The sequence below is a fragment of the Alicyclobacillus cycloheptanicus genome (assembly GCF_028751525.1).
In the GTDB taxonomy this organism is placed as follows: Bacteria; Bacillota; Bacilli; order Alicyclobacillales; family Alicyclobacillaceae; genus Alicyclobacillus_L; species Alicyclobacillus_L cycloheptanicus.
The window spans coordinates 608540-632879 of sequence record NZ_CP067097.1; the positions used below are offsets into that span (position 1 = coordinate 608540).

27 protein-coding genes are annotated in these 24340 nt (G+C 59.9%); 8 read left to right on the forward strand and 19 right to left on the reverse strand.

Annotated features, from left to right (window positions below; translation table 11 throughout):
* Positions 1-24: 24 nt before the first annotated feature.
* Complete coding sequence (locus JI721_RS02835) at positions 25-171, forward strand: hypothetical protein (RefSeq protein WP_274456564.1); 147 nt, start codon at positions 25-27, stop codon at positions 169-171.
* Positions 172-329: 158 nt separating this feature from the next.
* On the opposite strand, the gene JI721_RS02840 is transcribed toward JI721_RS02835, so the two are convergent.
* From JI721_RS02840 to JI721_RS02850, 3 genes are read right to left on the reverse strand one after another with little or no spacing between them, the layout of a single operon-like run.
* Positions 330-1313, reverse strand: a complete 984-nt coding sequence (locus JI721_RS02840; protein ID WP_274456565.1) for an electron transfer flavoprotein subunit alpha/FixB family protein — start codon at positions 1311-1313, stop codon at positions 330-332.
* A gap of 24 nt (positions 1314-1337) precedes the next feature.
* Positions 1338-2108 carry an electron transfer flavoprotein subunit beta/FixA family protein gene (locus JI721_RS02845; protein WP_274456566.1) on the reverse strand — a complete coding sequence of 257 codons (771 nt, stop codon included), beginning with the start codon at positions 2106-2108 and terminating at the stop codon, positions 1338-1340.
* Positions 2105-2809 (reverse strand): TetR/AcrR family transcriptional regulator, encoded by a 705-nt coding sequence (locus JI721_RS02850; RefSeq protein ID WP_274456567.1) that lies wholly within the window; start codon positions 2807-2809, stop codon positions 2105-2107. The genes JI721_RS02845 and JI721_RS02850 overlap by 4 nt, the downstream gene beginning before the upstream one ends.
* A 221-nt stretch (positions 2810-3030) precedes the next feature.
* Between JI721_RS02850 and JI721_RS02855 the strand changes: the two genes are divergently transcribed.
* A complete protein-coding gene (locus JI721_RS02855; RefSeq protein WP_274456568.1) occupies positions 3031-3306 on the forward strand; it encodes a hypothetical protein in 276 nt (91 codons plus the stop codon).
* A gap of 96 nt (positions 3307-3402) precedes the next feature.
* Here JI721_RS02855 and JI721_RS02860 read toward each other — a convergent pair whose 3' ends face one another.
* The 12 genes from JI721_RS02860 to JI721_RS02915 form a co-directional block, all read right to left on the reverse strand.
* On the reverse strand, positions 3403-3882 hold the full coding sequence (locus tag JI721_RS02860; protein ID WP_274456570.1) for an RrF2 family transcriptional regulator: 480 nt from the start codon (positions 3880-3882) through the stop codon (positions 3403-3405).
* A gap of 27 nt (positions 3883-3909) precedes the next feature.
* Positions 3910-4218 carry a non-heme iron oxygenase ferredoxin subunit gene (locus JI721_RS02865; RefSeq protein ID WP_274456571.1) on the reverse strand — a complete coding sequence of 103 codons (309 nt, stop codon included), beginning with the start codon at positions 4216-4218 and terminating at the stop codon, positions 3910-3912.
* A gap of 1 nt (position 4219) precedes the next feature.
* A complete protein-coding gene (sufB, locus tag JI721_RS02870; protein ID WP_274456572.1) occupies positions 4220-5617 on the reverse strand; it encodes a Fe-S cluster assembly protein SufB in 1398 nt (465 codons plus the stop codon).
* A gap of 108 nt (positions 5618-5725) precedes the next feature.
* The gene (gene sufU / locus JI721_RS02875) at positions 5726-6160 is read right to left on the reverse strand and encodes a Fe-S cluster assembly sulfur transfer protein SufU (RefSeq protein WP_274456573.1); all 435 of its coding nucleotides are present in this window, start codon (positions 6158-6160) and stop codon (positions 5726-5728) included.
* The gene (locus JI721_RS02880; protein ID WP_274456574.1) at positions 6147-7379 is read right to left on the reverse strand and encodes a cysteine desulfurase; all 1233 of its coding nucleotides are present in this window, start codon (positions 7377-7379) and stop codon (positions 6147-6149) included. The genes sufU and JI721_RS02880 overlap by 14 nt, the downstream gene beginning before the upstream one ends.
* Positions 7376-8662 (reverse strand): SufB/SufD family protein, encoded by a 1287-nt coding sequence (locus tag JI721_RS02885; RefSeq protein WP_274456575.1) that lies wholly within the window; start codon positions 8660-8662, stop codon positions 7376-7378. The genes JI721_RS02880 and JI721_RS02885 overlap by 4 nt, the downstream gene beginning before the upstream one ends.
* 13 nt (positions 8663-8675) lie before the next feature.
* Complete coding sequence (gene sufC, locus JI721_RS02890; protein WP_274456576.1) at positions 8676-9464, reverse strand: Fe-S cluster assembly ATPase SufC; 789 nt, start codon at positions 9462-9464, stop codon at positions 8676-8678.
* 239 nt (positions 9465-9703) lie between these two features.
* Positions 9704-10012: a metal-sulfur cluster assembly factor gene (locus tag JI721_RS02895; protein ID WP_274456577.1), complete on the reverse strand. Its 309-nt coding sequence runs from the start codon at positions 10010-10012 to the stop codon at positions 9704-9706.
* A 75-nt stretch (positions 10013-10087) separates the two neighbouring features.
* Positions 10088-11203: an alanine dehydrogenase gene (gene ald, locus JI721_RS02900; RefSeq protein ID WP_274456578.1), complete on the reverse strand. Its 1116-nt coding sequence runs from the start codon at positions 11201-11203 to the stop codon at positions 10088-10090.
* A gap of 106 nt (positions 11204-11309) precedes the next feature.
* Entirely contained in the window at positions 11310-11612 is a 303-nt protein-coding gene (locus JI721_RS02905) for a hypothetical protein (protein WP_274456579.1), read from the reverse strand.
* A 37-nt stretch (positions 11613-11649) separates the two neighbouring features.
* Positions 11650-12672 (reverse strand): hypothetical protein, encoded by a 1023-nt coding sequence (locus JI721_RS02910; protein WP_274456580.1) that lies wholly within the window; start codon positions 12670-12672, stop codon positions 11650-11652.
* Complete coding sequence (locus JI721_RS02915; protein WP_274456581.1) at positions 12669-13208, reverse strand: sigma-70 family RNA polymerase sigma factor; 540 nt, start codon at positions 13206-13208, stop codon at positions 12669-12671. Before JI721_RS02915 ends, JI721_RS02910 begins: the two co-directional genes overlap by 4 nt.
* A 156-nt stretch (positions 13209-13364) precedes the next feature.
* Here JI721_RS02915 and JI721_RS02920 point away from each other — a divergent pair, with 156 nt between their 5' ends.
* Positions 13365-14420, forward strand: coding sequence for a quinone-dependent dihydroorotate dehydrogenase (locus JI721_RS02920; RefSeq protein WP_274456582.1), 1056 nt, complete (start codon positions 13365-13367; stop codon positions 14418-14420).
* Positions 14421-15388: 968 nt separating this feature from the next.
* On the opposite strand, the gene fabI is transcribed toward JI721_RS02920, so the two are convergent.
* The gene (fabI, locus tag JI721_RS02925) at positions 15389-16165 is read right to left on the reverse strand and encodes an enoyl-ACP reductase FabI (RefSeq protein WP_274456583.1); all 777 of its coding nucleotides are present in this window, start codon (positions 16163-16165) and stop codon (positions 15389-15391) included.
* Positions 16166-16539: 374 nt separating this feature from the next.
* Between fabI and JI721_RS02930 the strand changes: the two genes are divergently transcribed.
* Both JI721_RS02930 and iadA read left to right on the forward strand, forming a co-directional pair.
* A complete protein-coding gene (locus JI721_RS02930) occupies positions 16540-17148 on the forward strand; it encodes a superoxide dismutase (protein WP_274456584.1) in 609 nt (202 codons plus the stop codon).
* A gap of 256 nt (positions 17149-17404) precedes the next feature.
* The gene (gene iadA / locus JI721_RS02935) at positions 17405-18745 is read left to right on the forward strand and encodes a beta-aspartyl-peptidase (protein ID WP_274456585.1); all 1341 of its coding nucleotides are present in this window, start codon (positions 17405-17407) and stop codon (positions 18743-18745) included.
* Positions 18746-18788: 43 nt separating this feature from the next.
* On the opposite strand, the gene JI721_RS02940 is transcribed toward iadA, so the two are convergent.
* Positions 18789-19754, reverse strand: coding sequence for a 2-hydroxyacid dehydrogenase (locus JI721_RS02940; RefSeq protein ID WP_274456586.1), 966 nt, complete (start codon positions 19752-19754; stop codon positions 18789-18791).
* Positions 19755-19901: 147 nt separating this feature from the next.
* Between JI721_RS02940 and rnz the strand changes: the two genes are divergently transcribed.
* Positions 19902-20987, forward strand: coding sequence for a ribonuclease Z (rnz, locus tag JI721_RS02945; RefSeq protein ID WP_274456587.1), 1086 nt, complete (start codon positions 19902-19904; stop codon positions 20985-20987).
* A gap of 325 nt (positions 20988-21312) precedes the next feature.
* Here rnz and JI721_RS02950 read toward each other — a convergent pair whose 3' ends face one another.
* Positions 21313-22536 carry a hypothetical protein gene (locus tag JI721_RS02950; protein ID WP_274456588.1) on the reverse strand — a complete coding sequence of 408 codons (1224 nt, stop codon included), beginning with the start codon at positions 22534-22536 and terminating at the stop codon, positions 21313-21315.
* A gap of 252 nt (positions 22537-22788) precedes the next feature.
* Here JI721_RS02950 and JI721_RS02955 point away from each other — a divergent pair, with 252 nt between their 5' ends.
* Positions 22789-23442: an SGNH/GDSL hydrolase family protein gene (locus tag JI721_RS02955; protein ID WP_274456589.1), complete on the forward strand. Its 654-nt coding sequence runs from the start codon at positions 22789-22791 to the stop codon at positions 23440-23442.
* Positions 23443-23494: 52 nt separating this feature from the next.
* Positions 23495-23971 (forward strand): sigma-70 family RNA polymerase sigma factor, encoded by a 477-nt coding sequence (locus tag JI721_RS02960; RefSeq protein ID WP_307016494.1) that lies wholly within the window; start codon positions 23495-23497, stop codon positions 23969-23971.
* On the opposite strand, the gene JI721_RS17165 is transcribed toward JI721_RS02960, so the two are convergent.
* On the reverse strand, positions 23968-24258 hold the full coding sequence (locus JI721_RS17165) for a cyclic-phosphate processing receiver domain-containing protein (protein ID WP_407654063.1): 291 nt from the start codon (positions 24256-24258) through the stop codon (positions 23968-23970). The genes JI721_RS02960 and JI721_RS17165 overlap by 4 nt on opposite strands.
* Positions 24259-24340 lie beyond the last annotated feature (82 nt).

Below are 24340 nucleotides of genomic sequence, written 5' to 3' on the forward strand. Positions count from 1 at the left end.
CCGGTAACCCGGAGGAGGATTCACATGAGACGGTTCTTCCTAATCGTATTTGTCATCGCGCTCATCATTGTCGGCATCGAAACCTTCAAGCCGCAGGCACCCTTCCCCAGCGTTGACGGGGCTGGGGCGTACGTCACGGGCCAGGTGCTCGCATCCGGTTCAGGCAATTAACGTGACCAGGCCGGCACCCGGACTGTGCTCGGCGACCGGCCTGGACATCGTTCATTCAGCCCCCGACAGCCAATCACACCGAAACAGCGATGCAGCCCCCCGGCAGACCCAAACAGCGGCCCCAGCCGAAGCTGGAACCGCCGTAATGGCTGCGTTGATTACGCTGTCGCCAATACCTTCTTGAATTCCTCCGTGAGCATCGGCACCACTTCGAACAAGTCGCCCACGATACCATAGTCCGCCACTTGGAAAATCGGCGCTTCCGGGTCTTTGTTAATGGCCACGATGACCTTGGAGTTGGACATACCTGCCAAGTGCTGAATCGCGCCGGAGATACCGCACGCAATGTACAGGTCCGGTGTCACAACCTTCCCCGTCTGCCCAATCTGCATGGAGTAGTCGCAGTATCCCGCATCGCAGGCACCGCGCGAGGCGCCAACCGCTGCGCCCAGCACATCGGCCAGTTCACGGAGCGGCTGGAAGCCGTCCGCGCTCTTCACGCCGCGGCCGCCAGAGACGATGATTTTCGCCTCCGTCAAGTCCACACCGGTCGTGGTTTTCTTAATGATTTCCTTGACCACCGTGGTCAGGTCAGCCTGTTCAAACGACACAGCCAGCTTCTTGACCGTGCCGCTCTTGCCGAAGCCAGACTCGGGCGCAGGCAGGTTGTTCGGGCGAACCGTCGCGATCACGATGCCGTCCGTCACCTTCACCTTGGTGAACGCCTTGCCAGCGTAAATGGGGCGTGTGAAGACAATGTCTCCCCCTTCCATATCGAAGCCGACGATATCGGACACCTGACCCGCGGAAAGCCGCATCGCGACCACCGGGGCCAGGTCCTTCCCCACCGCCGAGTGCGCAAGCAGCAGCACATCCGAGCCAAAATCGTTGTGCGCTTCCAGGAACGCCTTGCGATACGCGGAAGGCGTATACTTTTCCAATTCCGGCGCATCGACGACATACACCGTGTCGGCGCCTGCATCGCCAAGGCCCTCCGCAAGGCCCTCGACGCCGCTGCCCAGCAGCACCGCCGCAACCTGTCCGCCGTCCGCGATTTGGTTGGCGGCAGCCAGCATCTCAAAGGTCACATTTCGCAATTTTCCATTTCGAACGTCTGCCAGTACCAGAACGTTTTTCGCCATCGTGATCCCCTCCCGTAGGTTCGTTTAGCCGACGACTTTGTCAACGGTGCGCAGCGACTGGACCAGTTCCTTGACTTGGTCGGCCAGTTCACCCTGGAGCACCTTGCCTGCTTCTTTCGGCTTCGGCAGGAACGTCTCAATCACTGCGGTCCGCGGCTTCACATCCTCTGCGTCAAGGCCCAGGTCGGCCAGCGTCAAGCGCTCCAGCGGCTTCTTGCCAGCCTTGCGGATTCCGATCAGCGACGGGTAGCGCGGGTCATTCAGGCCCTGCTGTGCAGTCACCAACACCGGCAGCGTTGCGGTGACAATTTCTTCGTCCCCCTCCGCATCGCGGTGTCCGGTGACCTGATTGCCTTCCACCACCAGCTTGGTCAGGGTGGAGATGTGCGGAATACCGAGTTCCTCCGCAAGCCGCACCGCGACCTGACCGGAGCCGTCGTCAACGGCCTGGTTGCCGCCGATAATCAAGTCGTACTGCTTGCGCTGTGCCACTTTCGCCAGCACCTTCGCTGCTGTATATTCATCGCCAAACGCCGCTGGATCGTCCACCAGGATGGCCTCGTCGGCCCCCATCGCCAAGGCGGTGCGCAGCGCTTCCTCCGCCCGGTCGGGACCGATGGTCACGACGGTCACTTCGGCGTCGCCTTCCTCTTTCAATCGAATCGCTTCTTCGACCGCGTACTCGTCGTACGGGTTGATCACGAATTTAACCCCATCTTCTTTGACCGCGCCGTTCTCGACCGTGATGCGCTCCTCTGTATCAAACGTCTGCTTCAGGCAAACCAGGATGTTCACGCTTCGACACTCCTCTCCGCATTCTGCGCTGCGTCCTGCACGTCAGCGCCAGTTGACCCGTAGCCGGTGCCGCGAGATAACCCATGCAGCAGCACATCGACCACATCGTCCGTCAAATCCGTCAAGCGATACTTGCTGCCAGTGAGCACCCAGGCGCTGACGGTCTCGTCCATGGTACCGAAAATCATTCGCCTTGCGATGCGCCGATTCACCGTGGGGCGAATGACCCCTTCGGCAATGCCGCTCTGGACGATGTCGTCCAGCGCATCGTAGAACGGCCGCATGATGCTTCCGATTTCTCTGCGAATGTTCGCGTCGACCTGGCGGAGGTGCACCTGTGTAACCATTGCAAGTTTCGGATTTGCGCCGAGTTGTTCAAAGTACAGGGATACAATCTCGCGAAGTTTCTCCTCCGCATTTGTCAACTTCCCCAGACGCGCCTGTCCAAGCGCGACAATATGACCAATGCTGCGGCGCAGCAGCGAGACGAGAATGTCCTCCTTGTTCTTGAAGTACAAGTAGACAGTTCCGTCCGCCACTCCGGCTGCACGTGCGATGCGCGAAATTTGCGCGTGGTGGTAACCGGATTCGGCCATCACCTCAATTGCCGCCTGGAGAATTGCGTCGTACTTTGCCTCGTCCCGTTTGGTCGCGATGCCCCTCCCCTCCTCGTGTGAGTCCAAGTGTGAATGAATCATCATTCATTATCCACACCCTATTCTACGCAGTCCGTTTGCCGGTGTCAATGCAGAACCGGGCGCGGCTCGAGGCGCGCAACTCGGCCAAAAGGCATGCAGCCTCGGTCGCAGCTCGGCCGCACGGTGTGCAAAGGGCGGCAAAGCGCCTGCGCTGGCGTTCAGACACGGGATACAGTATAATTTTCACAGGAGGATCCGTTCTGAACAAGAAGGGATGACCAAAAATGACCATTATACGAACTGACGAATGGACAGACGCACACTTCGCTGTCAACGAACGACTCACGCAATTGCTCAATCAGTTACGCGATGCCGGTTATAATCCGAGTTTCCACATTTCGTACGACCATATGGAACACCACCTCATTGTCGATCACGACATTCTTGAGAAACACCCCAACATCGCCGAAACGTATGATCAATACCTCGCCGCTTGCGCGACGCGCGATCAGGCAGTGGAAAACATCCAGGCCCAGCCCAAGCTCGACCTCGGATTTTAACGCCATCTCGGATGTAAACGGCCTTCGCACACAAAACAGGGATGGTGCATACACACCATCCCATCATCGCTTCATGCACCTGTATTCCGTAACGGCTCAGCGGTCCGCACTGACGACCGCGCCGACACCCACTTCGTCCAGCATGACATCTGCCAAGGAAATGGAGTCCAGCGCGCGCGTGATGGCGTCCGTCACACGCAGCCACACACTCCGCGTGTGGCACCCGCGGATGCGGCCGCAGAAGTTCTCGCTGGCGTTCTCTTCCGCTTGCCCGTCGTCTGCACCGCGATCGGTCACACATCCAATCGGCGACAGCGAACCTTCCAGTACGCGCACCAGCGCCCCAACGGAAATGTCCTCCGGCGGCCGGCTCAGCATGTACCCGCCGTTGACGCCGCGCACGCTCTTGACAAACCCGGCGCGCCGCAGCTTCCCGACGATTTGATCGAGAAACTGCTCAGGAATGGCTTCGGACTCGGCAATGGTCGGCAGCGAGATGGGCTGCTCCTGACCCGCCAAGATGGCCAGTGCGACCATGGCCCGGAGCCCATACTCCGTTTTTTGGGAAACCTTCACGATGGTCCCTCCTTGCTCAAACGCCCGTCACTCAAAATCAATGTACACCTCATCGCCGCGAACGTCGACGGCGTACGTCTCCACGGGCATGACGCAGGGAAACGCAACCGCCGCCCCCGTCCGCACGTCAAACTTGCCGCCGTGCCGCGGGCAGGTCACCACCCCGCGGTACAGCGTGCCGCGCGTCAGGTGATAATCTGCATGCGTGCAGAGGTCCGACGTCGCGTAAAACCCATCCTCCAGGTGGTACAGTGCAATGTCCACGTCATCCACCGTGACCTGCTTCATTTCGCCCACCGGGAGCTCTTGTGTCGATGCAACTTTTACCCAGCTCATATCAGCCGACTGAACCCTCCATCTCGAACTTGATGAGACGGTTCATTTCGACTGCGTATTCCATCGGAAGTTCACGCGTAAACGGCTCGATGAAGCCCATGACAATCATCCGTGTCGCCTCTTCCTCGGAGATGCCGCGGCTCATCAGGTAAAACAGCTGCTCCTCGCTCACCTTGGACACGGAAGCCTCGTGTTCGAGGGTCACGTTGTCATTCATGATCTCGTTGTACGGCAAGGTATCTGAAGTCGAATCATCATCCATAATCAAGGTGTCGCACTTGACGTTGGCTTTCGAGTTCACCGCGTTTGGCGCAAAGCTGGTCAATCCGCGGTACGTCGTCTTGCCGCCGTGCTTGCTGATGGACTTCGACACAATGGTGGATGTCGTGTTCGGTGCCAGGTGAATCATCTTGGCCCCCGTGTCTTGGTGCTGGCCGCGGCCGCCGACCGCGATCGACAGAACGCTGCCCTTGGCGCCCTCGCCCATCAGGTACACACTCGGGTACTTCATCGTCAATTTGGAACCGATGTTGCCGTCGACCCACTCCATGGTCGCGTCCTTGTATGCCACAGCCCGCTTGGTCACGAGGTTGTAGATGTTCGGCGCCCAGTTCTGAATGGTCGAGTAACGGCAGCGCGCGCGGTCTTTGACGATGATTTCCACGACGGCGCTGTGCAGAGAGTTCGTACTGTAAATTGGTGCCGTACACCCTTCGACATAATGCACGAAGCTGTCTTCATCACAGATGATGAGGGTCCGCTCGAACTGGCCCATGTTTTCCGAGTTGATGCGGAAGTAGGCCTGCAACGGCACTTCCGACCGGACGCCCTTCGGTACGTAAATGAAGCTGCCGCCGCTCCACACCGCACTGTTCAGCGCGGCGAACTTGTTGTCTTCCGGCGGAATGACGGTGCCGAAGTACTCCTTAAAGATTTCCGGATACTCCCGCAGCGCCGTATCGGTATCCGTGAACAGAATGCCCAGCTTCTCCAGGTCCTCGCGCATGGAGTGATAGACCACTTCCGACTCGTACTGCGCCGAGACCCCGGCCAGGAACTTCTGCTCCGCCTCCGGGATGCCCAGTCGGTCAAATGTGTTTTTGATTTCCTCCGGGACCTCTTCCCACGTCTTGCCGGGTTTCTCCGACGGCTTCACGTAGTACGTGATGTCGTCAAAGTTCAGGTCGGACAAATCGCCGCCCCAGTTGGGCATGCCTTTTTGATAGAAGATCTCCAGCGAGCGAAGGCGAAAATCGGTCATCCAGCCCGGCTCGTTTTTCATCATGGAAATTTCTTCAACAACTTTTTTCGAAAGACCTTTCTGGAACTTGACGACCGATACGTCCTTATCGCGAAACCCGTACTGATACTCTTCCAGTTCCGGCAGTGTTTTCGCCATCTTGACAACCTCCTTTGACCATCTCGGTCACACCTGCTTCGCCTCTATCTTTCGCGCGCTTTCGCGCGCCCGGCCGCGAATCCAACCGCCGCTTCCGGCTTACAGGCCCTACTCTGCCTCGTCCTCCGAGCGAACCGCCTTCTCCAGCGCCTGCCAGGCCAGCGTGGCGCACTTGATGCGGGCCGGAAATTTTGACACGCCAGACAGGGCCTCCAACTCACCCATATCCACTTCTTCCGGCGGAACGCCCCGCATCATCGCGCGAAACTCCTTCGACAGCTCCAGCGCTTTGTCCACAGGCATACCTTTCACCGCCTCGGTCATCATCGAAGCCGAAGCCATGGAGATGGAGCAGCCGCTGCCGCGAAACCGCACATCCTCGACGACCCCTTGCGCGTTGACCAGCAGCTGCAGGGTGATTTCGTCGCCGCAGCTCGGGTTTCGCAAATCAACGGACAAGGCGTCGCCCTCGATGCTGCCCTGGTTGCGGGGGTGCTGATAATGGTCCATAATCACTTGGCGATACAGGTCATCCAATTGCATGCTGGAAAAACTCCTTTGCCGTTTGCAGCCCGTGCACCAGCGCATCGACGTCAGCCTTTGTGTTGTACAGGTAGAAGCTGGCGCGCGCTGTCGAAGGGACACCCAAAATCCGCATCAAGGGCTGTGCACAGTGATGACCCGCTCGAATGGCGATGCCTTCCGAATCCAGCACCGTGGATACATCGTGTGCATGCACCCGACCCAAATTAAAGGTGACCAGACCGCCCCGCTCCCCGCCGCGCGGCGGTCCGTAAATCGTCAGGCCCTGTACTTCACTCAGGCGGTCCAGTGCGTAATCGACCACTTGACGGTCGTGATCGCGAATCGCCTCCATCCCGATGTCGGTCAGATAATCCACGGCGGCGCCCAGACCAATCGCTCCCGCAATGATCGGCGTGCCGCCTTCAAATTTCCACGGGATGTCTTTCCACGTTGAATCGTACAGTTCGACGATGTCAATCATCTCGCCGCCGAAATAGGTCGGCTCCATCTGTTCAAGCCACTTGCGCTTCCCGTACAACACGCCGATGCCGGTCGGGCCGCACATCTTGTGTCCGGAAAACGCGAGGAAGTCGCAGTCCAAATCCTGTACGTCCACCGGCATATGCGGCACGCTCTGCGCCCCATCGACCACCACCAGGGCGCCCGCTGCGTGCGCAATGTGCGCGATTTCCTTGACGGGGTGAATCGTGCCAAGCACATTCGACACCTGCGCAATCGCAACGAGCTTGGTGTTCGCCGTGACCGCTTCCCGGACGTCTTCCAGGCGAATCGTCCCATCCGGCTGCAAGGGCAGATAGTGCAGCTGTGCACCCGTGACTTTCGCAACCTGCTGCCAGGGAATCAAATTACTGTGGTGTTCACTGGGCGTCAGCACAATGCGGTCGCCGGCTTTCAGCTGCAGCCTTGCGTAACCGTATGCCACCATGTTGATGGACTCCGTTGTGCCGCGCGTGAAAATCACCTGCTCCGGCGAGGGGGCGTTGATGAACCGCGCCACCTTCTCCCGGGCCAGCTCATAGGCCTCCGTCGCGCGCGACCCCAACGTGTGGACGCCGCGGTGGACATTGGAATTGTCGGTCTCGTAATACCGCTTCAACACCTCAATCACTGGCCGCGGCTTCTGGGAGGTCGCCGCGCTGTCCAGATACACCAGCGGATGCCCGTTGATTTCCTGCTGCAAAATCGGAAAGTCGTTCCGAATCTCTGCCCCAATCATACCGTCAACTTCCTCTCGATTTGTCCCTCGAGCCAGGCACGGACGTGCGGCACAGAGACAGCTTCTACCGTCGGCCGCAGGTATCCCCAGATGATCATCCGCATCGCTTCCCCTTCTGGAATCCCGCGCGACATCAGGTAGTAAATTTGTTGGGCGTCAATTTTGCCAACGCTCGCAGCGTGTCCACAGCGCTGCACGTCATTCTCGTCAATCAGCAGCATGGGGATCGCGTCCGCACGCGCCGTCCCTTCAATCATCAGCATCCGGTCGTGCTGCTCGCTGCCGGCACCGACGGCGCCGCGCAGGATGTGTGTGCTGCTGCGGAAAATCGAGTTGGCCCGCTCGCGCAACACGCCCTGCAGACGGATGTCGCTCTCTGAGTAGCGTCCTCCGTGCACCATGCTCGCGGTCAGGTCCATGTGCTGACGGCCAAAGCCGACGCCAAGCCCCTGTGTCAACGAGCGTGATCCGTCACCTTCCAGCACGCTTTCCACGAGCGCAACCGAATACCCGTCGCCGACATCGCCGAACACCCAGTTCACGACCGCATCCTTACCCACTTTGGCGCGGCTGGTCAGGAAATGGGTCGGTCCCTTGCGCAGCCGGTTGACCGACATCACCTGGATGTTGGCACCCGCTGCCGCGACAATCTCCGTCACCGCACTGTGCAAAAACGCAGGTGCCGTCTCTCCGTTCAACTGCATCTCCACGAAGGAAAATGCACTGCCCTCTTCCCCGACGACCAGCGCCCGCGGCAGCGCCGCACCCTGACTGGCCTCGGTTTGAATCGACACAAACTGAAAGGCGGTATCGACTTGCACGTTTCGCGGCACGTACAGGAACACGCCGCCGTGCCACAGGGCCGCATTGAGCGCCGTCCACTTGTTCTCGTCCGCCGCAACCACCGACCCCAGGTACTTCTCCACCAGCGCTCCGTGATGCTGCAGCGCGGTGTGCAAGTCGGTAAACACGACGCCCTCGGCGGTCAACGCCGCAGGCAGTTCAGACCGCACAACCGAGCCGTCGACCACGCACACAACCGGCCCCGTCATCGCGTCCAACAAGGATTGCACATCGGCGGGAACCGCGCCGTGCTGTGCCGACGGGACGGTCCCGACCTCCCAGGAGCGCCGCGTCAAATCACTTTTCTCCAACCGCGGAGAAGGCAAACTTTCAAAATGCGTCCATGCTGCTTCACGTGCCGTCTTCAGCCAATCAGGCTCAGAAAATCGCTGGGTCAGATCGCGTACGAAGTGCGACACGGTTGTTGTTTGTTCTGCCACACCGGTCTCCTCCTTACGCTTGTGCGCCGACCGTCTCGTCGACGATGCCAAGTTCCTCTTTCAGCCAATCGTACCCTTTGGCCTCGAGCGCCTCTGCCAGTTCCTTGCCGCCGGAGCGGACGATGCGGCCCTGCATCATCACATGCACATGGTCCGGCACGATGTACTGCAGCAAGCGCTGGTAGTGCGTAATGATGAGGAAGCCGATGTTCGGTGAACGCAGGTTGTTGACGCTCTCCGCAACGATTTTCAGGGCGTCGATATCGAGCCCGGAGTCAATTTCGTCGAGAATGGCGATGCGCGGCTCGAGAATGCTCATCTGCAGAATCTCGTTGCGCTTCTTCTCACCGCCCGAGAACCCTTCGTTGAGATACCGTTCTGCAAACGACGGGTCGATGTTCAACTGCTTCATTTTATCCTGGAGCAGTCGGTGAAACTTGAGCACCGGCAGTTCATTCCCCTCGCCGCGGCGAGCATTCAGCGCCGTGCGCAGGAAGTTCGCGTTCGATACGCCGGAGACCTCCGCAGGGTACTGCATGGCCAAAAACATGCCCGCCCGCGCACGCTCATCGACGGACATTTCGAGAATGTCCTGACCATCCAGCGTGACACGGCCTCCGGTCACTTCATATGCCGGGTGACCCATCAGTGCGGAAGCCAGCGTGCTCTTCCCGGTACCGTTGGGGCCCATAATGGCGTGCACTTCTCCGCCTTTGATTTCCAGGTTTAATCCGCGGACAATTTCCTTGCCCTCTACGGCTACATGCAAGTCTTCAATTTGAAAGTGTGGTACAGCAGCCACGTTCCTCAGCCCTTCCCGCAACAATGAGTTGGTTACCTTGTTCGCGCAAAACTGCGCCATCGCCAGGCCGACTGCCGGCCAGCTGGTACACCGCAGGTTGATTGCGAACCGAAAGTTGACTTTTTTAGTCATGATTCAATTCAAGCGTACCACATTGCAAAAAAAATGCAAGGCGACGGCGCCTTTCCGTTCGTGCCAAGGACGAACGGAGGTTCAGCGCTGCCGCCTCGTGATGCGAGTTAAAACAGGTATTTGAAGACCAGCTTGGCCTCTTCGGACATCATTTCCTTATCCCAGGGCGGATCAAACGTCAGCTCCACCTCGCACTTTTCGACGCCAGGCAGGCTTTCGACCTTTTCTATAATCTCCTCGCGCAGGCTGTCGTATGCCGGACAACCCATGGTGGTTAATGTCATGGTCACCTTGACGTACTTTTGGTCCTCGGAAATGTCCACCCCGTATATCATGCCCAGGTTCACCACGTCAATCTGGATTTCCGGGTCCAAGACGTCTGTCAACATGCCTCGTACCAATTCCTCGGTAATCATGTGCGTCCCTCCCTTCGACACGGAACGATTCAGAACCGCGTCCTTCTTTAGGGTAACGAATCCTGACGCAGCTGTCTAGAACACGTCTGTCAACGGCGTGTAGGTCAGATTCAACGATTTGGCGACCGCTTCGTAGGTCACCTTTCCTTGGATGACATTCACACCCTTGGCCAACGGGGCATTCGCTCGAACCGCCGCTTCCACCCCGAGGTTCGCCAATAAAACCGCATACGGCATCGTCACATTGGTCAGTGCCAGCGTGGACGTGCGGGGCACTGCACCCGGCATATTCGCGACCGCGTAGTGGATGACACCAAATTTTTCGTACACCGGGTCGGAGTGGGTCGTGATGCGGTCAATGGTTTCAATCGACCCCCCTTGGTCGATCGCGACGTCGACAATCACCGCACCGCGGTTCATGCCCTGCACCATCTCAGCGGTGACCAGTTTCGGTGCTCGCGATCCCGGAATCAGCACCGCACCGACCAGCAAATCGCACCCCTCAATCTGCTGGCGCAAGTTGTAGGCGTTGGACATGACCGTTCTCAACCGGCCTCCGAACACTTCATCCAGGTACGCCATCCGGGCTGGGTTTGTATCCAGCACGGTCACGTCCGCACCAAGCCCCATGGCCATCCGCGCGGCATTGGTCCCGACCATGCCCCCGCCGACAATCACGACACGCGCCGGCGGCACCCCCGGCACCCCGCTCAGCAGGACGCCGCGGCCGCCGTGCACTTTTTCGAGGAAATGCGCCCCAATTTGAATCGACATTCTCCCCGCGACTTCACTCATTGGCGAAAGCAGCGGCAGACTGCGGTCTTCCAATTGCACCGTTTCGTAGGCGATCGCCGTCACGCCGCTGTCCATCAACGCCTTGGTCAGCTCCGGTTCCGGTGCCAGGTGCAGGTACGTGAACAAAATGAGATCGGACCGAAAATAGCCGTACTCGGACGGCAGCGGTTCCTTTACCTTCATCACCATATCGGCTTGGCGCCAGACCTCAGCCGCCGAAGGGAGGATTTCTGCGCCCGCCTCCTGGTACGACGCATCGCTGAACCCGCTGCCCGCTCCAGCATCCTGTTCGAGAATGACGCGGTGCCCCGCGCCGACCAGGGCATGTACACCCGCTGGCGTCATGGCCACGCGGTTCTCGCTTTCCTTAATCTCTTTTGGCACTCCGATGATCATCGTTGACCTTGCCCCTTTCTCAATCGACGAGTGGATGTACGGCGTAGTCTGCCCGCAACCCTGCCGATCAATCGGAGCAAGGCATCCGTCAGGCTACGGACAAACGTCACTCTGTGCTGCGGTCCGCTTCTGCGCCGTGATCGGCTTCCACCCTGCGAATCACTTTTCTGGCTCGAACCCTTCGCTTGGGCGCGGTTTGGCTCAAGTTCCCTTGTTCCGTCTGAACTTGAATCCACGCTTGGATGCGTTTGGTATCACTCGGCGCAATCCGCCAGTTTCGGCCGCCAAACTGAAAGGACTCTGCCGTCAATTCCCCTTCCGCCGACAACGTGTCGACCGCCAGGCGCACGTGATCGACCGGTACATGAAGCATCTCCGCAAGCTCGGCCAGGCTGAATCGCGTCGTCATGTCGTCTTCCTCCTGCGTAACCAGCGTGTGAACGTGCTTACCACGTATGTCTGATCACGGCTACATGTACTTGCCATTGTAAGAAATTCGGCTTGGCAGATCCAATCATCGACGGAAATACAACTTTCACGGACGATCCCGGTTGAACCACGTTCGAACCGCCTGCCGCGGGTGTGAGATGATCCAGAAAGCGCTCCGCATTGGCGTCTGTCCAGCTGGCCGACGGGTTCGCTGCGAACCAGATGATGGACATGAGATTCGAGAGCGAGACCGGTTTGCTCCCGTCGTTCTCCAAGGTCGCTGTGACTTCAAACGACTGCCCCGTATCCCAGCGCTTCCTCGGCACCACGGTCACATCCTGCAGCGTCACCCCGTCCGCCAAGGTGAGCAGTTTATCCGCCTGGCTCGGCGTCACCAAATTCGTCGTGAAAAAGGTGAGCTTGGGCTGCCCGACCCACTGCCCCTTCGCATCCGTGGGAACCCCGATGGGTTGAAACGACCACGTGATGCAATCGCCCGGATTCAACGTTTGCGAAGGGCCGTTCACGAAGCCAATCCAGTCGCTCGACGACAGCAAATCCTCCCCAGGCTGCTGTGTGTATCCTAAAACGCCGATCACGCTGCGCGCCTGCAGGGGGGTGTTGCCAATGTTGGTCACGGTCGTCTGAATCGTTGAATCCATCCCCGCCGCGTTCTTTTCAATCTTCATGCCCGTCACACTGACCGGCGCTTCCTGCAAGCCAAACACCCCAGGTGCAGGCTGCGCCGCCTGCACAGAACCCGGCTCCAGATGCACCGTTGCGTGAGACACACCCGCGTTCGGACGGGGATGCGCGGCACCATACTGCCAAGCCGTCACCGCCAGCGCCACGGAGGCGGCGACACCTGCTGCAGACGCCAGCATGGTGCGAATCGAAATGGCCCGGCGGCGTTTCTGGTTCTTCATGGCACCGTCGTGATCGCGAGCCAGCTGCAGGATTCGCTGTTTTAGCGCCTCCGACATTTCGAGTCGCTTCGCGCCCTCAAACAGCCGTTTCAAATCATCGTGTTTTTCGCTCACGGCTCCACCTCACCCGCTTCCATCCATTGCCGCAGCAATGTTCTGCCGCGATGTAATCGAGTCCGCGCGGTCGCTTCCGTGATGCCAAGCGTCTGTGCTACCTCTGCCGTCGACAACTCCCGCTGATAAAACAGCAGCAACACTTCACGATATTTTAAGGGAAGGCGGTGCACCAGATTCCACAACGCGTCTCGTTCCATGCGCGCCACGACGTCCTGCTCCGTCTGTGTGCCCCCCGGTTCTCGCTCTAACCCAAGCTCGCTGTGTACTTCATGGCGGACTGCCCATGACCGCAGGTAGTCCTTGCAGCGGTTCGCCGTAATGGAAAGCAGCCATGTCCTGACACTGCTCTGTCCTCGAAATGAATCCATCTTGGTGTAGGCGCGTAAGAAAACGTCCTGTGTGATATCTTCCGCGACGTGGTAGTTCTTGACGTATCCGTAGGCAACATTCAGAACATCCGACCCGAATTGTTCCATCCAATCCTCTAGCAACAACAGCCGATCTTCTGAATGGGGCTCAGAGTACCCGCTCACCGACATCCTCACCCCCGGCGAGCCGATCTGCGAATAAGACGACGCAGCGACTCGATCTGTGACAAGTGTATCGAAATCCGGGGTGCGGATCTATGGAATGGAGCGCTTCGTGATACACTGAGGAGGAATGTCTTCGGAACGCGAAGGAGTCTTTGTATGTACGCCTTGATCCGGAACGTCCTGTTTCGCATGAGCGCCGAACGCGCCCACACTACCACCCTGCGCCTGCTCTCCACCTGCCCCCAACTGGTGCGTCTGGCCGCGCCGCACATAGAGGCTCCGGCATCGCTGCACCAGCAAATCTGGGGGCTGTCGTTTCCCCACCCCGTCGGACTCGCCGCAGGGTTGGACAAGAACGCGGAAGCCATACCAGGCTGGTTTGCCTGCGGATTTTCATTCGCGGAAGTGGGTACCGTCACACCGATGCCGCAGCCCGGCAACCCGCAGCCCCGCCTGTTCCGGCTGCGAGAGGATCAGGCGCTCATCAACCGGATGGGGTTCAACAACCACGGCGTCACGGAGATGCGCAAACACCTGGCGCAGCGACGCCCAGGCTTTGTCGTCGGTGTCAACCTGGGAAAAAACAAATGGACGCCGAATGAATCTGCCGTGGATGACTACGTCACACTCATCACACATGTGGGCACCTTGGCAGACTACTTCGTGATCAACGTGAGTTCACCAAATACGCCAGGCCTGCGTGACCTGCAGTCTGAGGAAGCGCTGATTCCGCTGGTTCAGACCATCCTGGAAAGACGCGACGAACTGGGATCACGCCCCCCGGTGCTGGTCAAACTGTCGCCGGACCTGCCCGACTCGGCCCTGACAGACTTGGCCAAAGCCCTGATGACATGCGGGGTGGACGGGTTCATCGCGACCAACACCACCATTGCCCGCAATGAACTGTGCTCCCCGAACGCCGGCGAGTCAGGAGGGCTCAGCGGCAGGCCGCTGGCACAGCGTTCGACGGACGTGATCCGCCTCCTCCATCAAGCGACCCAAGGCACCGTGCCCATCATCGGCTGCGGCGGCATCTTCAGCGCGCAGGACGCTTATCAGAAAATCCGGGCGGGCGCCCACCTGGTGCAGGTGTACACAGGGTTTATTTATCGCGGGCCGCGCATCGTCAAGGACATTGTCGATGGATTGGACGAGCTGCTGCGGCAAGACGGGTACGCGCACGTTCGGGACGCGATTGGCGTAGACGCGTGAAGTGCCATCGGGTACGGCTCGGGGCGGTTGAGGAGGAGGGATGGGTGGCACGGGGGGCACGGGTGGCACGGGTGGCCTCCATAAGGCAGGAATGGTGCCTTATGGCTGGCGAGCCGCCCCCGATAGGGCAGGAATGGTGCCTTAGGTGCCGGGATCCGATGGCGTTCGCGGCGGCTTTAGGTAGGAAAGGCGCCCTATGGCTGGGGTGCGGGCTGGGGCTGGCCTGCGATAAGGCAGGAATGGTGCCCTATGGCTGGCGAGCGGCCCCCGATAAGGCAGGAATGGTGCCTTAGGTGCCGGGATCCGATGGCGTTCGCGGCGGCTTTGGGTAGGAAAGGTACCCTATGGCTGGCGAGCCGCCCCCGATAAGGCAGGAATGGTGCCTTAGGTGCCGGGATCCGATGGCGTTCGCGGCGGCTTTAGGTAGGAAAGGCGCCTTACGGTCGGCCGGCCGATGGGGCCAAAGCCTCCATAAGGCAGGAATGGTGCCTTAGAGTGCCGGGATCCGATGGCGTTCGCGGCGGCTTTAGGTAGGAAAGGCGCCTTACGGTCGGCCGGCCGATAGGGCCAAGGCCTCCATAAGGCAGGAAAGGTGCCTTAGGTGCCGGGATCCGATGGCGTTCGCGGCGGCTTTGGGCAGGAAAGGCGCCTTACGGTCGGCCGGCCGGTGGGGCCAAGGCCGCCTTAAGGCAGGAAAGGTGCCTTAGGTACCGGGATCACGGTGTGCTCGCGGCGGCTTTGGGCAGGAAAGGTACCCTATGGCTGGGGTGCGGGCTGGGGCTGGCCTGCGATAAGGCAGGTTTGATGCCTTGCGCGGCGGGATCCGGCAGCGCCCCCTGCCGCTTAAGGAAGGAAAGGTGCCTTAAGGCGGACAGGGGTGACGACCTTAAGGTCGGTGGAGTGCCTGAAGGCTGTCGGGCGCGCGGACACACGTGCCGCGCCCGACAGCGAATCGCAGCGCCTTCGCCTTACACCCCGAGAATGTGGAAACCTTCGTCGACGTGAATGGTTTCGCCGGTGACGCCGCGGCTCAGGTCGCTGAACAGGAATGCGGCCACGTCTCCCACTTCTTCGGGTGTCGTGGAACGACGAAGCGGTGTGCGCTCCTCCATCTCATGAACGGCTTTGTTAAAGTCGTGGATGGCCTTGGCGGACAGCGTTCGGATGGGCCCTGCGGAGATAGCGTTGACCCGAATATTTTCCTTGCCTAAATCATTGGCGAGATAGCGAATGCTGTGCTCCAGTGCGGCTTTCGCCACGCCCATGACGTTGTAGTTTTCCACGACACGTTCGCCGCCGATGTACGTCATCGCAAGCAGAGAGCCGCCGTCTTTGAGCAGCGGTCGGGCGTGCCGCGCCACAGCCACCATGGAATAGGCGCTGACGTTTTGCGCCAGCAGGTAGCCGTCCCGGGACGTATTCACAAACTCGCCCTGGAGTTCGTCGGTCTTCGCGAAGGCGATGCAGTGCGCAAGTCCGTGCAGTGTGCCGACCTTCTCGCCAATTTCTTGAAAAGCCGCTGCTAGTCCGTCGTCATCGGTCACATCACAAGCTACAATCGGGAAATCCTCGCCGGTCATATGTTCTTCCAGCAGATCGCGCAAATTGTCCCGCTGGCGATCGCCTTGGTAGGTAAAGACGAGTCGAGCGCCTTCCCGGTAACACGACCTGGCGATGCCCCAGGCAATGCTCCGTTTGTTTGCGACGCCCATGACCAACAGTGTCTTCCCTGTCAACAATCCCATTTCGTCACCATCCACCCATCCATTGTTCAGGCCGTACGCTTTCAGCGTATGGCCGAAAAAGCGCAGCGATGCGCTGCAGCGTTCTGTCGCTCTTTTCAGGCAAACCTCTTCAAACCTAATCTATGTATACCATCAAAAGGACAGGCGTTCAATCGATTCGGCGAGCCCTCCATCGAAACGGCGGCCCTCCATCCAACCAACAGGCCCTCCATCGATCCAGCGCGTCCAGGAGGCTGCGGACAGGTCCCGAATCGACTCGACAAAATCCGCGCGAACTCGCGTAACATTCCGTCGTTTCAAGTTTGCGCTGGTGTTCATCGTTGCGTTAAGATGAAGGTGTTCCAAAAACTGCACACTACATAGGAGGGATCGATATGGCCTACGAACTGCCACCGCTTCCTTATGCGTACAACGCACTGGAGCCGCACATCGACGAGCTGACCATGCAAATTCACCATGACCGCCACCATGGCACATACGTGAATAACCTCAACAATGCGCTGGAAGGACACGCTGACCTGGCGTCCAAGAGCATTGAGGACCTGCTTCGTTCCATCGATTCCGTTCCTGAGTCGATCCGCACCGCTGTTCGCAACAACGGCGGCGGACATGCGAACCACAGCCTGTTCTGGGAGATTCTGAGCCCGAACGGCGGCGGGCAGCCGACCGGCGCGATCGCGGACGCGATCAACGCCACGTTTGGCAGCTTCGACAAGTTTAAGGAAGAATTCACGAAGGCCGCAACCGGCCGGTTCGGCAGCGGCTGGGCATGGCTGGTCGTTGACAACGGCAAACTGGCCATCACCAGCACGCCAAACCAGGACAGCCCGTACATGGAAGGCAAGACGCCGGTACTGGGACTCGACGTGTGGGAACACGCCTACTACCTGAAGTACCAGAACAAGCGTCCTGACTACATCGCAGCGTTCTGGAACGTGGTGAACTGGGCAGAAGTCAACAAGCGCTACGAGGCCGCGAAGTAATCTTCGCACCTTCGCACCACCAGCTGTCTTCCGGGTCCTCTGGGCCCGCCTGGCAGCTGGTTTTTTATGCCCCACACACAGGCCTCCCCCACCTCCCCCGCAATCGCACAAGCCTCCCCCGCAATCGCACTAGCCTTCCCGCTATCCGCGCGCGCAAGGCCCCCGCCCCACCCCCACGCAGCCCACGTCACAAATTTCCGGTTGCAACTTCAAAAAGTGGACACACTACCGCTGATGCAACTGGTAAAACGGAGGTATGGCCGTGGCACAGCTCACACTGATTCGCAACGCCAATGTATACGCGCCCAAGCCGCTGGGCGTCAAGGACATTCTGCTCGGCGGCGGAACGATTTTGGCCATGGAAGACAAACTGGAGTTCCACGGCGCGCTCCCGAAGATGGATGTGCAGGATGCGCAAGGCATGTACTGTTTTCCCGGGTTGATTGACCAGCACGTTCATATGGCCGGGGGCGGCGGCGAGGGTGGGTTCCACTATCGAACCCCGGAAATTTCGCTGAGTCACATCACAACGGCTGGCGTCACCACGCTGGTCGGCGTCCTCGGCACGGACGGCGTGACCCGCTCCACCAGCGAACTGCTCGCAAAGGCGCGCGGTCTGGAGTTTGAAGGGGTTTCAACCTACATATACTGCGGTGCCTATCAAGTTCCGACGCGGACCCTGACGGGCACACCGCGATCGGACATTATCCACGTCGACAAAGTGATTGGCGTCGGGGAGATCGCGATTTCCGACACGCGCTCGAGCCACCCGAGCGAACGGGAACTTGCGGAATTGGCGAGCGAAGCGCGCGTGGGCGGGCTGCTCGCGGGCAAAGCCGGCGTACTCCACCTGCATGTGGGCGATGACGATACGCGGCTCGACATCCTGTTTGAGGTGCTGCGCAAAACTGAGCTGCCGAAGTCGGTCTTCACGCCCACACACCTCAACCGCAATCCAGATTTACTGGAGGACGGCATCCGCTACGGACAAATGGGCGGGTATGTCGATGTGACGTCCGGAATCCGCCCCGACAAACACGACCACATCTCGGTGAAACCGTCGAAAGCCATCCGCAAGCTGCTGGATGCAGGCGTCAAGCCGGGCTGCATCACGATGAGCTCGGACAGCAACGGCAGTTCGCCGATTTTTGACGACGCAGGAAAGCTGGTCGCAATGGGCATTGGCTCCATCGCGACGTTGTGGGAAGAGACACGAGATGCCATCGTGGAGGAGGGTGTGCCCATCGAAGTCGCCGTCGGGATCGTTACACGTCACGTTGCGCGCGTACTGAAGCTGGGCAAAAAAGGCCTGGTCGGCGTCGGGATGGATGCGGACCTGATGTTGACGGATGAAGAGTACCGCATTCGGCACGTGTTCGCGAAGGGTCAGCAGATGGTCGAGAACGGGAAGCCCATCGTCTTCGGCACCTTCGAAAACGCGGACCGAGTGCCAGGTGCGCCGGAAAGTCGCGATCACGCCGGGCACAAGAACACAGAGCGCGGCCGGCAAATGATATCGGCCGATGAAGACGACCCGGACGACTTCCCGGACGCGGAGGAACGGCAGCGCAAGAGCCGGCGGGACTACTGCTGTTGAGGATGGCGCGCCGCGTCAACGCTGTGGTGCCGGGTGCAGGAGCTCACCACACCCGGTTTGGCGGTGTCCCGCCTAACAGCGCGGCACGCAGATTTTCCGCGGCCAGCTGCGCCATCTTCAACCGCGTCTGAATCGACGCCGAGCCGATGTGCGGAAGCAGGACGACGTTTCGCAGCTGGAGCAGCGGGTGCCGGGGGGAGATGGGCTCCTGCTCGAACACATCCAGCCCCGCCGCCCAAATTTGTCCAGACCGCAGGGCCTCAACCAGCGCTGACTCGTCCACAATCGGGCCGCGGGCTGTGTTGATGAACACCGCCGTCGGCTTCATCAACTCGAACTCCCGGCGGCCGATGAGGTGGTGCGTCTCGGGCGTCAGCGGCGCCAAAACCACCACGAAGTCGGCGGTCGTAAGCAGTTCATCAAGCGGCACCAGGCGAGCCCCCAGTTCCGCCTCCACCGCCGGGCGCCGCGTCCGGTTGAAATAGCAAATTTCCATGCCAAATCCCTTCGCGCGCCGGGCGACGGCAGCCCCAATTCGCCCCATCCCGACGATCCCGATGGTCGCCCCGTACACATCCTGCCCAGTCATCATCATCGGGCTCCAGGTTCGCCACTCGCCCGCGCGGAGGGTCCGCTCCGCCTCCGGAATGCGCCGTGCAGCCGCAAGCAGCAAGCCAAACGTGAGGTCTGCGGTCGTTTCGGTCAGGACATCGGGCGTGTTGGTCACCAAGACACCGCGCGCCTTCGCGGCGGCCACATCAATGTTGTCGTATCCCACCGCGAGGTTGGCGACAATCTGCAGGGTCGGACCGGCCGCATCCATCACCTCAGCGTCAATGCGCTCGGTGATGAGACTCAAAATCCCCGCGCACCCCTGCACCTGCCGCAAAAGGACATCGCGGGGCACGGGTTCATCCGTCGCGTCGTGGCAAACCACATCCGCCCACGCATTCAGTTCGCGCATGACGCTGTCGGGCAGCTTGCGTGTCACAAAAATTCGAGGTTTCATGGATCGTAAATCGCCTCCTTGTGGATGGGGTTTCATTTTGGATGCGGCGTCTGATGGGTAGGGCGGCGCAGCACGCGTTCAGGCAGCGGCCTGCTTCGCCAGGAGGGTGCAGCAACCAGCGCAATGTTCGGCAGGAGGTTGTTCCGGATGGATTTGCTGTTTCTCGGCACGGGTGCCGGTTTGCCAAGCAAGACCCGAAACGTCACAGCGATTGCCCTCACCTTGTTCCAGGAACGAGGCACGTTTTGGCTGTTCGACTGCGGTGAAGCCACCCAGCATCAAATCATGCGTTCCCCGTTGTCGCTGGCCAAGCTGGAAAAGGTGTTCATCACGCACCTGCACGGCGATCACATCTTTGGCCTGCCCGGCGTATTGAGCAGCCGCTCGTTCTCTGGGCTTGACCGCCCGCTGGATATGTACGGCCCCACCGGCCTGCGAGCGTTCGTCGAAGCCGCGCTGGCCGCCAGTCAAACGCATCTGACCTATCCGCTGCGCATCCACGAAATTCCGCCAGCGAGCGGCGTGGCGGAGGGCACCGCGCCAGACGGCACAGGCCCCGCCGAACCCACCGTCGTGTGCGCCGACCATCAGTTCACCGTGATCTGCCTGCCGCTCCATCACGGCATCCCCAGTTACGGCTATCGCATCGTCGAACACGACGCGCCCGGGACGCTCGACGTCGCCGCGCTGACACGCATCGGTGTGCCCGCAGGCCCCATCTACGGCCAGCTCAAACGCGGTGATGCGGTGACACTGCCCGATGGCCGCGTGCTGCGACCCGATGCCTTCGTCGGAGCGCCAAAGCCGGGGCGGGTCATCGCGATCCTCGGCGATACACGCCCCTGCGACCATGTCGTCACGCTGGCGCACCACGCAGATGTGCTGGTCCATGAAGCGACGTTCGGCGAACGGGAAGCCGCGCTGGCACCGTCCTACGGCCACTCCACCGCCCAAGACGCCGCCCGCGCAGCCAAAAGCGCCAACGCGCGCGCGCTCATCCTCACGCACATCAGCGCACGTTATGACGATCGCGACGCCGACACGCTGGCCGCGGAAGCCCGCGCCATTTTCCCGAACACACGACTTGCCAACGATTTCACGCACATCACGATTCCCCGGAGGCCGGCGGAGCCGGATCTCCCGCAGCCGGGGCCTCACGCGGAGCCGGGTCCGCCTCACGCGCTTGCTCCGCCATCTTCCGGCGAATGTCAGGCCGCGGATCCCAACAATTAAATTGATAATACGTCCGCGTTTCATACCCCAGGCGCGCGCACATCGCCACGTGCTGGCCATCGCTGTGGACAATGCGAAAGTGTTGACACGTGGCGCAACAGTGATAATCTTTCGGCATGTCAACCCTCTCCCTGCTGCGCCCAGTGTAACACAAAGCGGCCGGGAGGGTCGTCAGACTCCGGCCCGCCGGCCATAGGGCACAAGGCACCCTTCCCGCCCTAACCGGGGGCCAACAGCCGCACCCCCAAACGCAGCCGCCGGGCTTAAGCCGATCCGCAGCCCACCCCATCCTAGCCGCATCCGCTCTCACGCTGCCCGCAGCCCGTTACGGCGCGCAGTCCACCCCGCTGTCGCGAAACTGGACCGTGCTGTACTTGCCGCCCCAACTTTGGACACGATTCACATCCGCGGTTGCCGGACAGGTGGCGTAGTAGGCGTCGTACCCTTCCACGTTGCCGCCTTTGACTTCCGGCGTGTTCCCTTCAATCGGGGAGACCGCGATATACGCCGGCAGGTTGATGGAGGCCAGGTTGTACGTCTTGTATTGATACTGGTTGCAGTAGAAACCGGGGCGCAGGTTGGCATCCACCTCCGCCAGGCCGTCTGCCCACCCGCGAATCCAGTCCGACCACTCCGTGCTCGTGGTGGCGGGCGTGTTGTAACCTTCGGGGTCGATCACGATCGCGTTCGGCAGCACTTTCCCCTTGTAACTGAGGATGGTTTTGCCTGCGTACTGGCCGGCCTTGTAGCCACCTTCGTAAAACGAATCCCCGCCCGCCGGCCAGCTCACCGTCCAGAACGAGAGCCACCAGACGTTGTAATTGCCTTCACTGAGCACATCGGAAATCAGCTTATCCATATTGGACGAAAGTTCCTGCGTATACGGCGCGGACTTGGTGCCAAGCGCGCCTGTGGCCGCGATTCCCTTCCACCCCATCTGAAGCGCCTTCTGCACTTCCGTGGTGGAGGTGAAGGACGCGTACACACCCACACCGGCGCTGGCCTGGGTGTTCGGCGCGGGCCGCCCCGTTTTCGTCGCAGGAGCTGGCGCGGTCGTGCTCGCCGCCCCGCCGCCCGTGAAGCCCCCGCTCAACGTGGGACTCGAATTGGACACACAGACCTTTTTCGGGGTCTCCTGGGTCGGCAGGTTGTTCCAATGCGCAGGAAACGTGCCATGGACCGCGTAGTACGCCATCATCACAGCGAGTTTCAGGCTGTCGAGCGAAGTAAATCCAGCCGCGTTGACAAAATAGTTCGCCTTCGGCGTATCCACGCCGCGGCCGCTTGGAAAGGTCTCGAACGGCGTGTGTCCGCCAGCCTGCCCGCTCGGATTAGACCAGCCGCACTCGTTGTAATACAGCGCGTAGAGGGCGGCGCCGCCGACCGCGATCACCAGATTTGACCCGTCCTGCACGAGCCCCCACGCTTTCGAAAACTCTCCAATGACATTTGAATAAGGAATTCCGGCCGCATCCGCCGCCGCGAAGCACTTCACGTAGTCGCCTTGAACCGCAGCGTACAAATAAACCTTCGACGCAGAGACTGGCATTGTTTTCTCACCTCGCGATGTACCACACTATGCAAAGCACACGAAAAGTTTGCAGGATGCGCCCGCAGCCAGGCCCGTGTCCGGCGCACCATTGGACTTCCCTGCATTGGCTGGATGAAGGAACGATTCGCTCGCCCGCTTCGCTGCGACAGCACCGCCCCCTTGCCAGGGGCGCACCCACTCGACAACGGCGCGCACGCTCATCGCGCTCATGGATAGAGATGCACGGACTTTGAAAGAGAGGTGACCACCGTGCGATACATCGCACTTGGGGATTCCATTACGGCCGGGGAATTGGCCACGTCACCAGCGCTTGCATACCCAAATCTCGTCACCTGCATGCTGCGCAAACGCGGGGTCCGAAGCTTCAGCGAGGTGCTCGCGGCGCCCGGGTGGACCAGCCAGGATCTCACCGCCGCCGTTGTGGAAAATGGGCTGGCCTATTTGCGTACCGCCAGCGTCATCAGCATTTGGGTCGGCGGTGACAATCTGGCGCATGCAGCCATTGGGCTGCAAAACGGCGCCCGGACAACCATCGTCGAACGCTCCATTGCCGCCTACGGCAGCAGCCTCGGCAGGCTCATCGGCGCGATCCGCAAAGTAAGTTCAGCGCAAATCATCCTGTGCACGCAGTACAACCCGTTCCCAAACACGCCCATCGCAGGGCAAGGCATCACCCTGCTGAACGACGCCACGCGAGCCGTCGCCAGCAGAACGGGCGCCGCGGTTGCACCTGTCGATGCGTGGTTTGCCGGGCGCGAGGCTGAACTGATTGCCGGGTATCGATCTGGCACCATTCGGGATGTGTTTACATCGCCCATCGCCCCCGTCCACCCAAACAACCGCGGTCACCGCGTCATCGCAGAAGGGTTGCTGCCCCTCGTGGCAAACGCACACACACCCTGAAATCCCCCGGCATACAGTGGTGCATCCACAACTTTGCCTGGAGGTGACATGATTGATCTCCCTGGCGCTCGCCGTCGCATCCATGGTTCAAGACATCACGTTGGTTTCAGGGTACGTCAACCAGTCATTTCCACACCCCCTGACAAAAGAACAAGAAAAGGAGTATTTCGAACGCTGGCAAAAAGGCGATCGCGAAGCCTATCACGCCCTGATTGAACACAATCTCCGATTGGTCGCACACGTCGCCAAGAAGTTTGATTCCAGCGGCATCGACCATGACGACCTGATTTCCATCGGAAGTGTAGGACTCATCAAAGCCGTTGAAACCTATCAACCCACAAAGGGAACCAAGTTCGCCACCTACGCGGCGCGATGCATTCAGAACGAGATCCTCATGCAGCTGCGCGCACAAAAAAAGACACGCAAGGACGTGTCCCTGTACAGCCCCATCGGTACAGACAAGGAAGGAAATGAATTAACGATTAGGTGTTATCTGTTTTTCTCATTGTTCGGATATTGGGATATTTAGCGATCAATTGCGACGTATGGGGGCGCGTATCTTTGCAGAAGCTGTTGCATATTCCGGCGACCAACCGGATTCGATGTATGAAAACAAATCTGCTTGGGCCACCGGTTCTTCTCGACGATCCATTTGGCCACATCGTACCCGGTTCTGGCAGCACCGAGATCGTGATCCAGAGACAAAACTTCCACTTCGCACGCCGTGAGCATCAGGATACACTCGTCATAATTCCTTGCAAGTACATATCCGTCAGGACATGTACGCATGTCGTCCAAGAATAATTTGATCCCCATGTTTGCAGCATCTCGCTTCTGCCTATGCGAACTGAGACATCCTTTCGTCCAATTTCTTCTTCCGTTATCGTACACTCTTCAA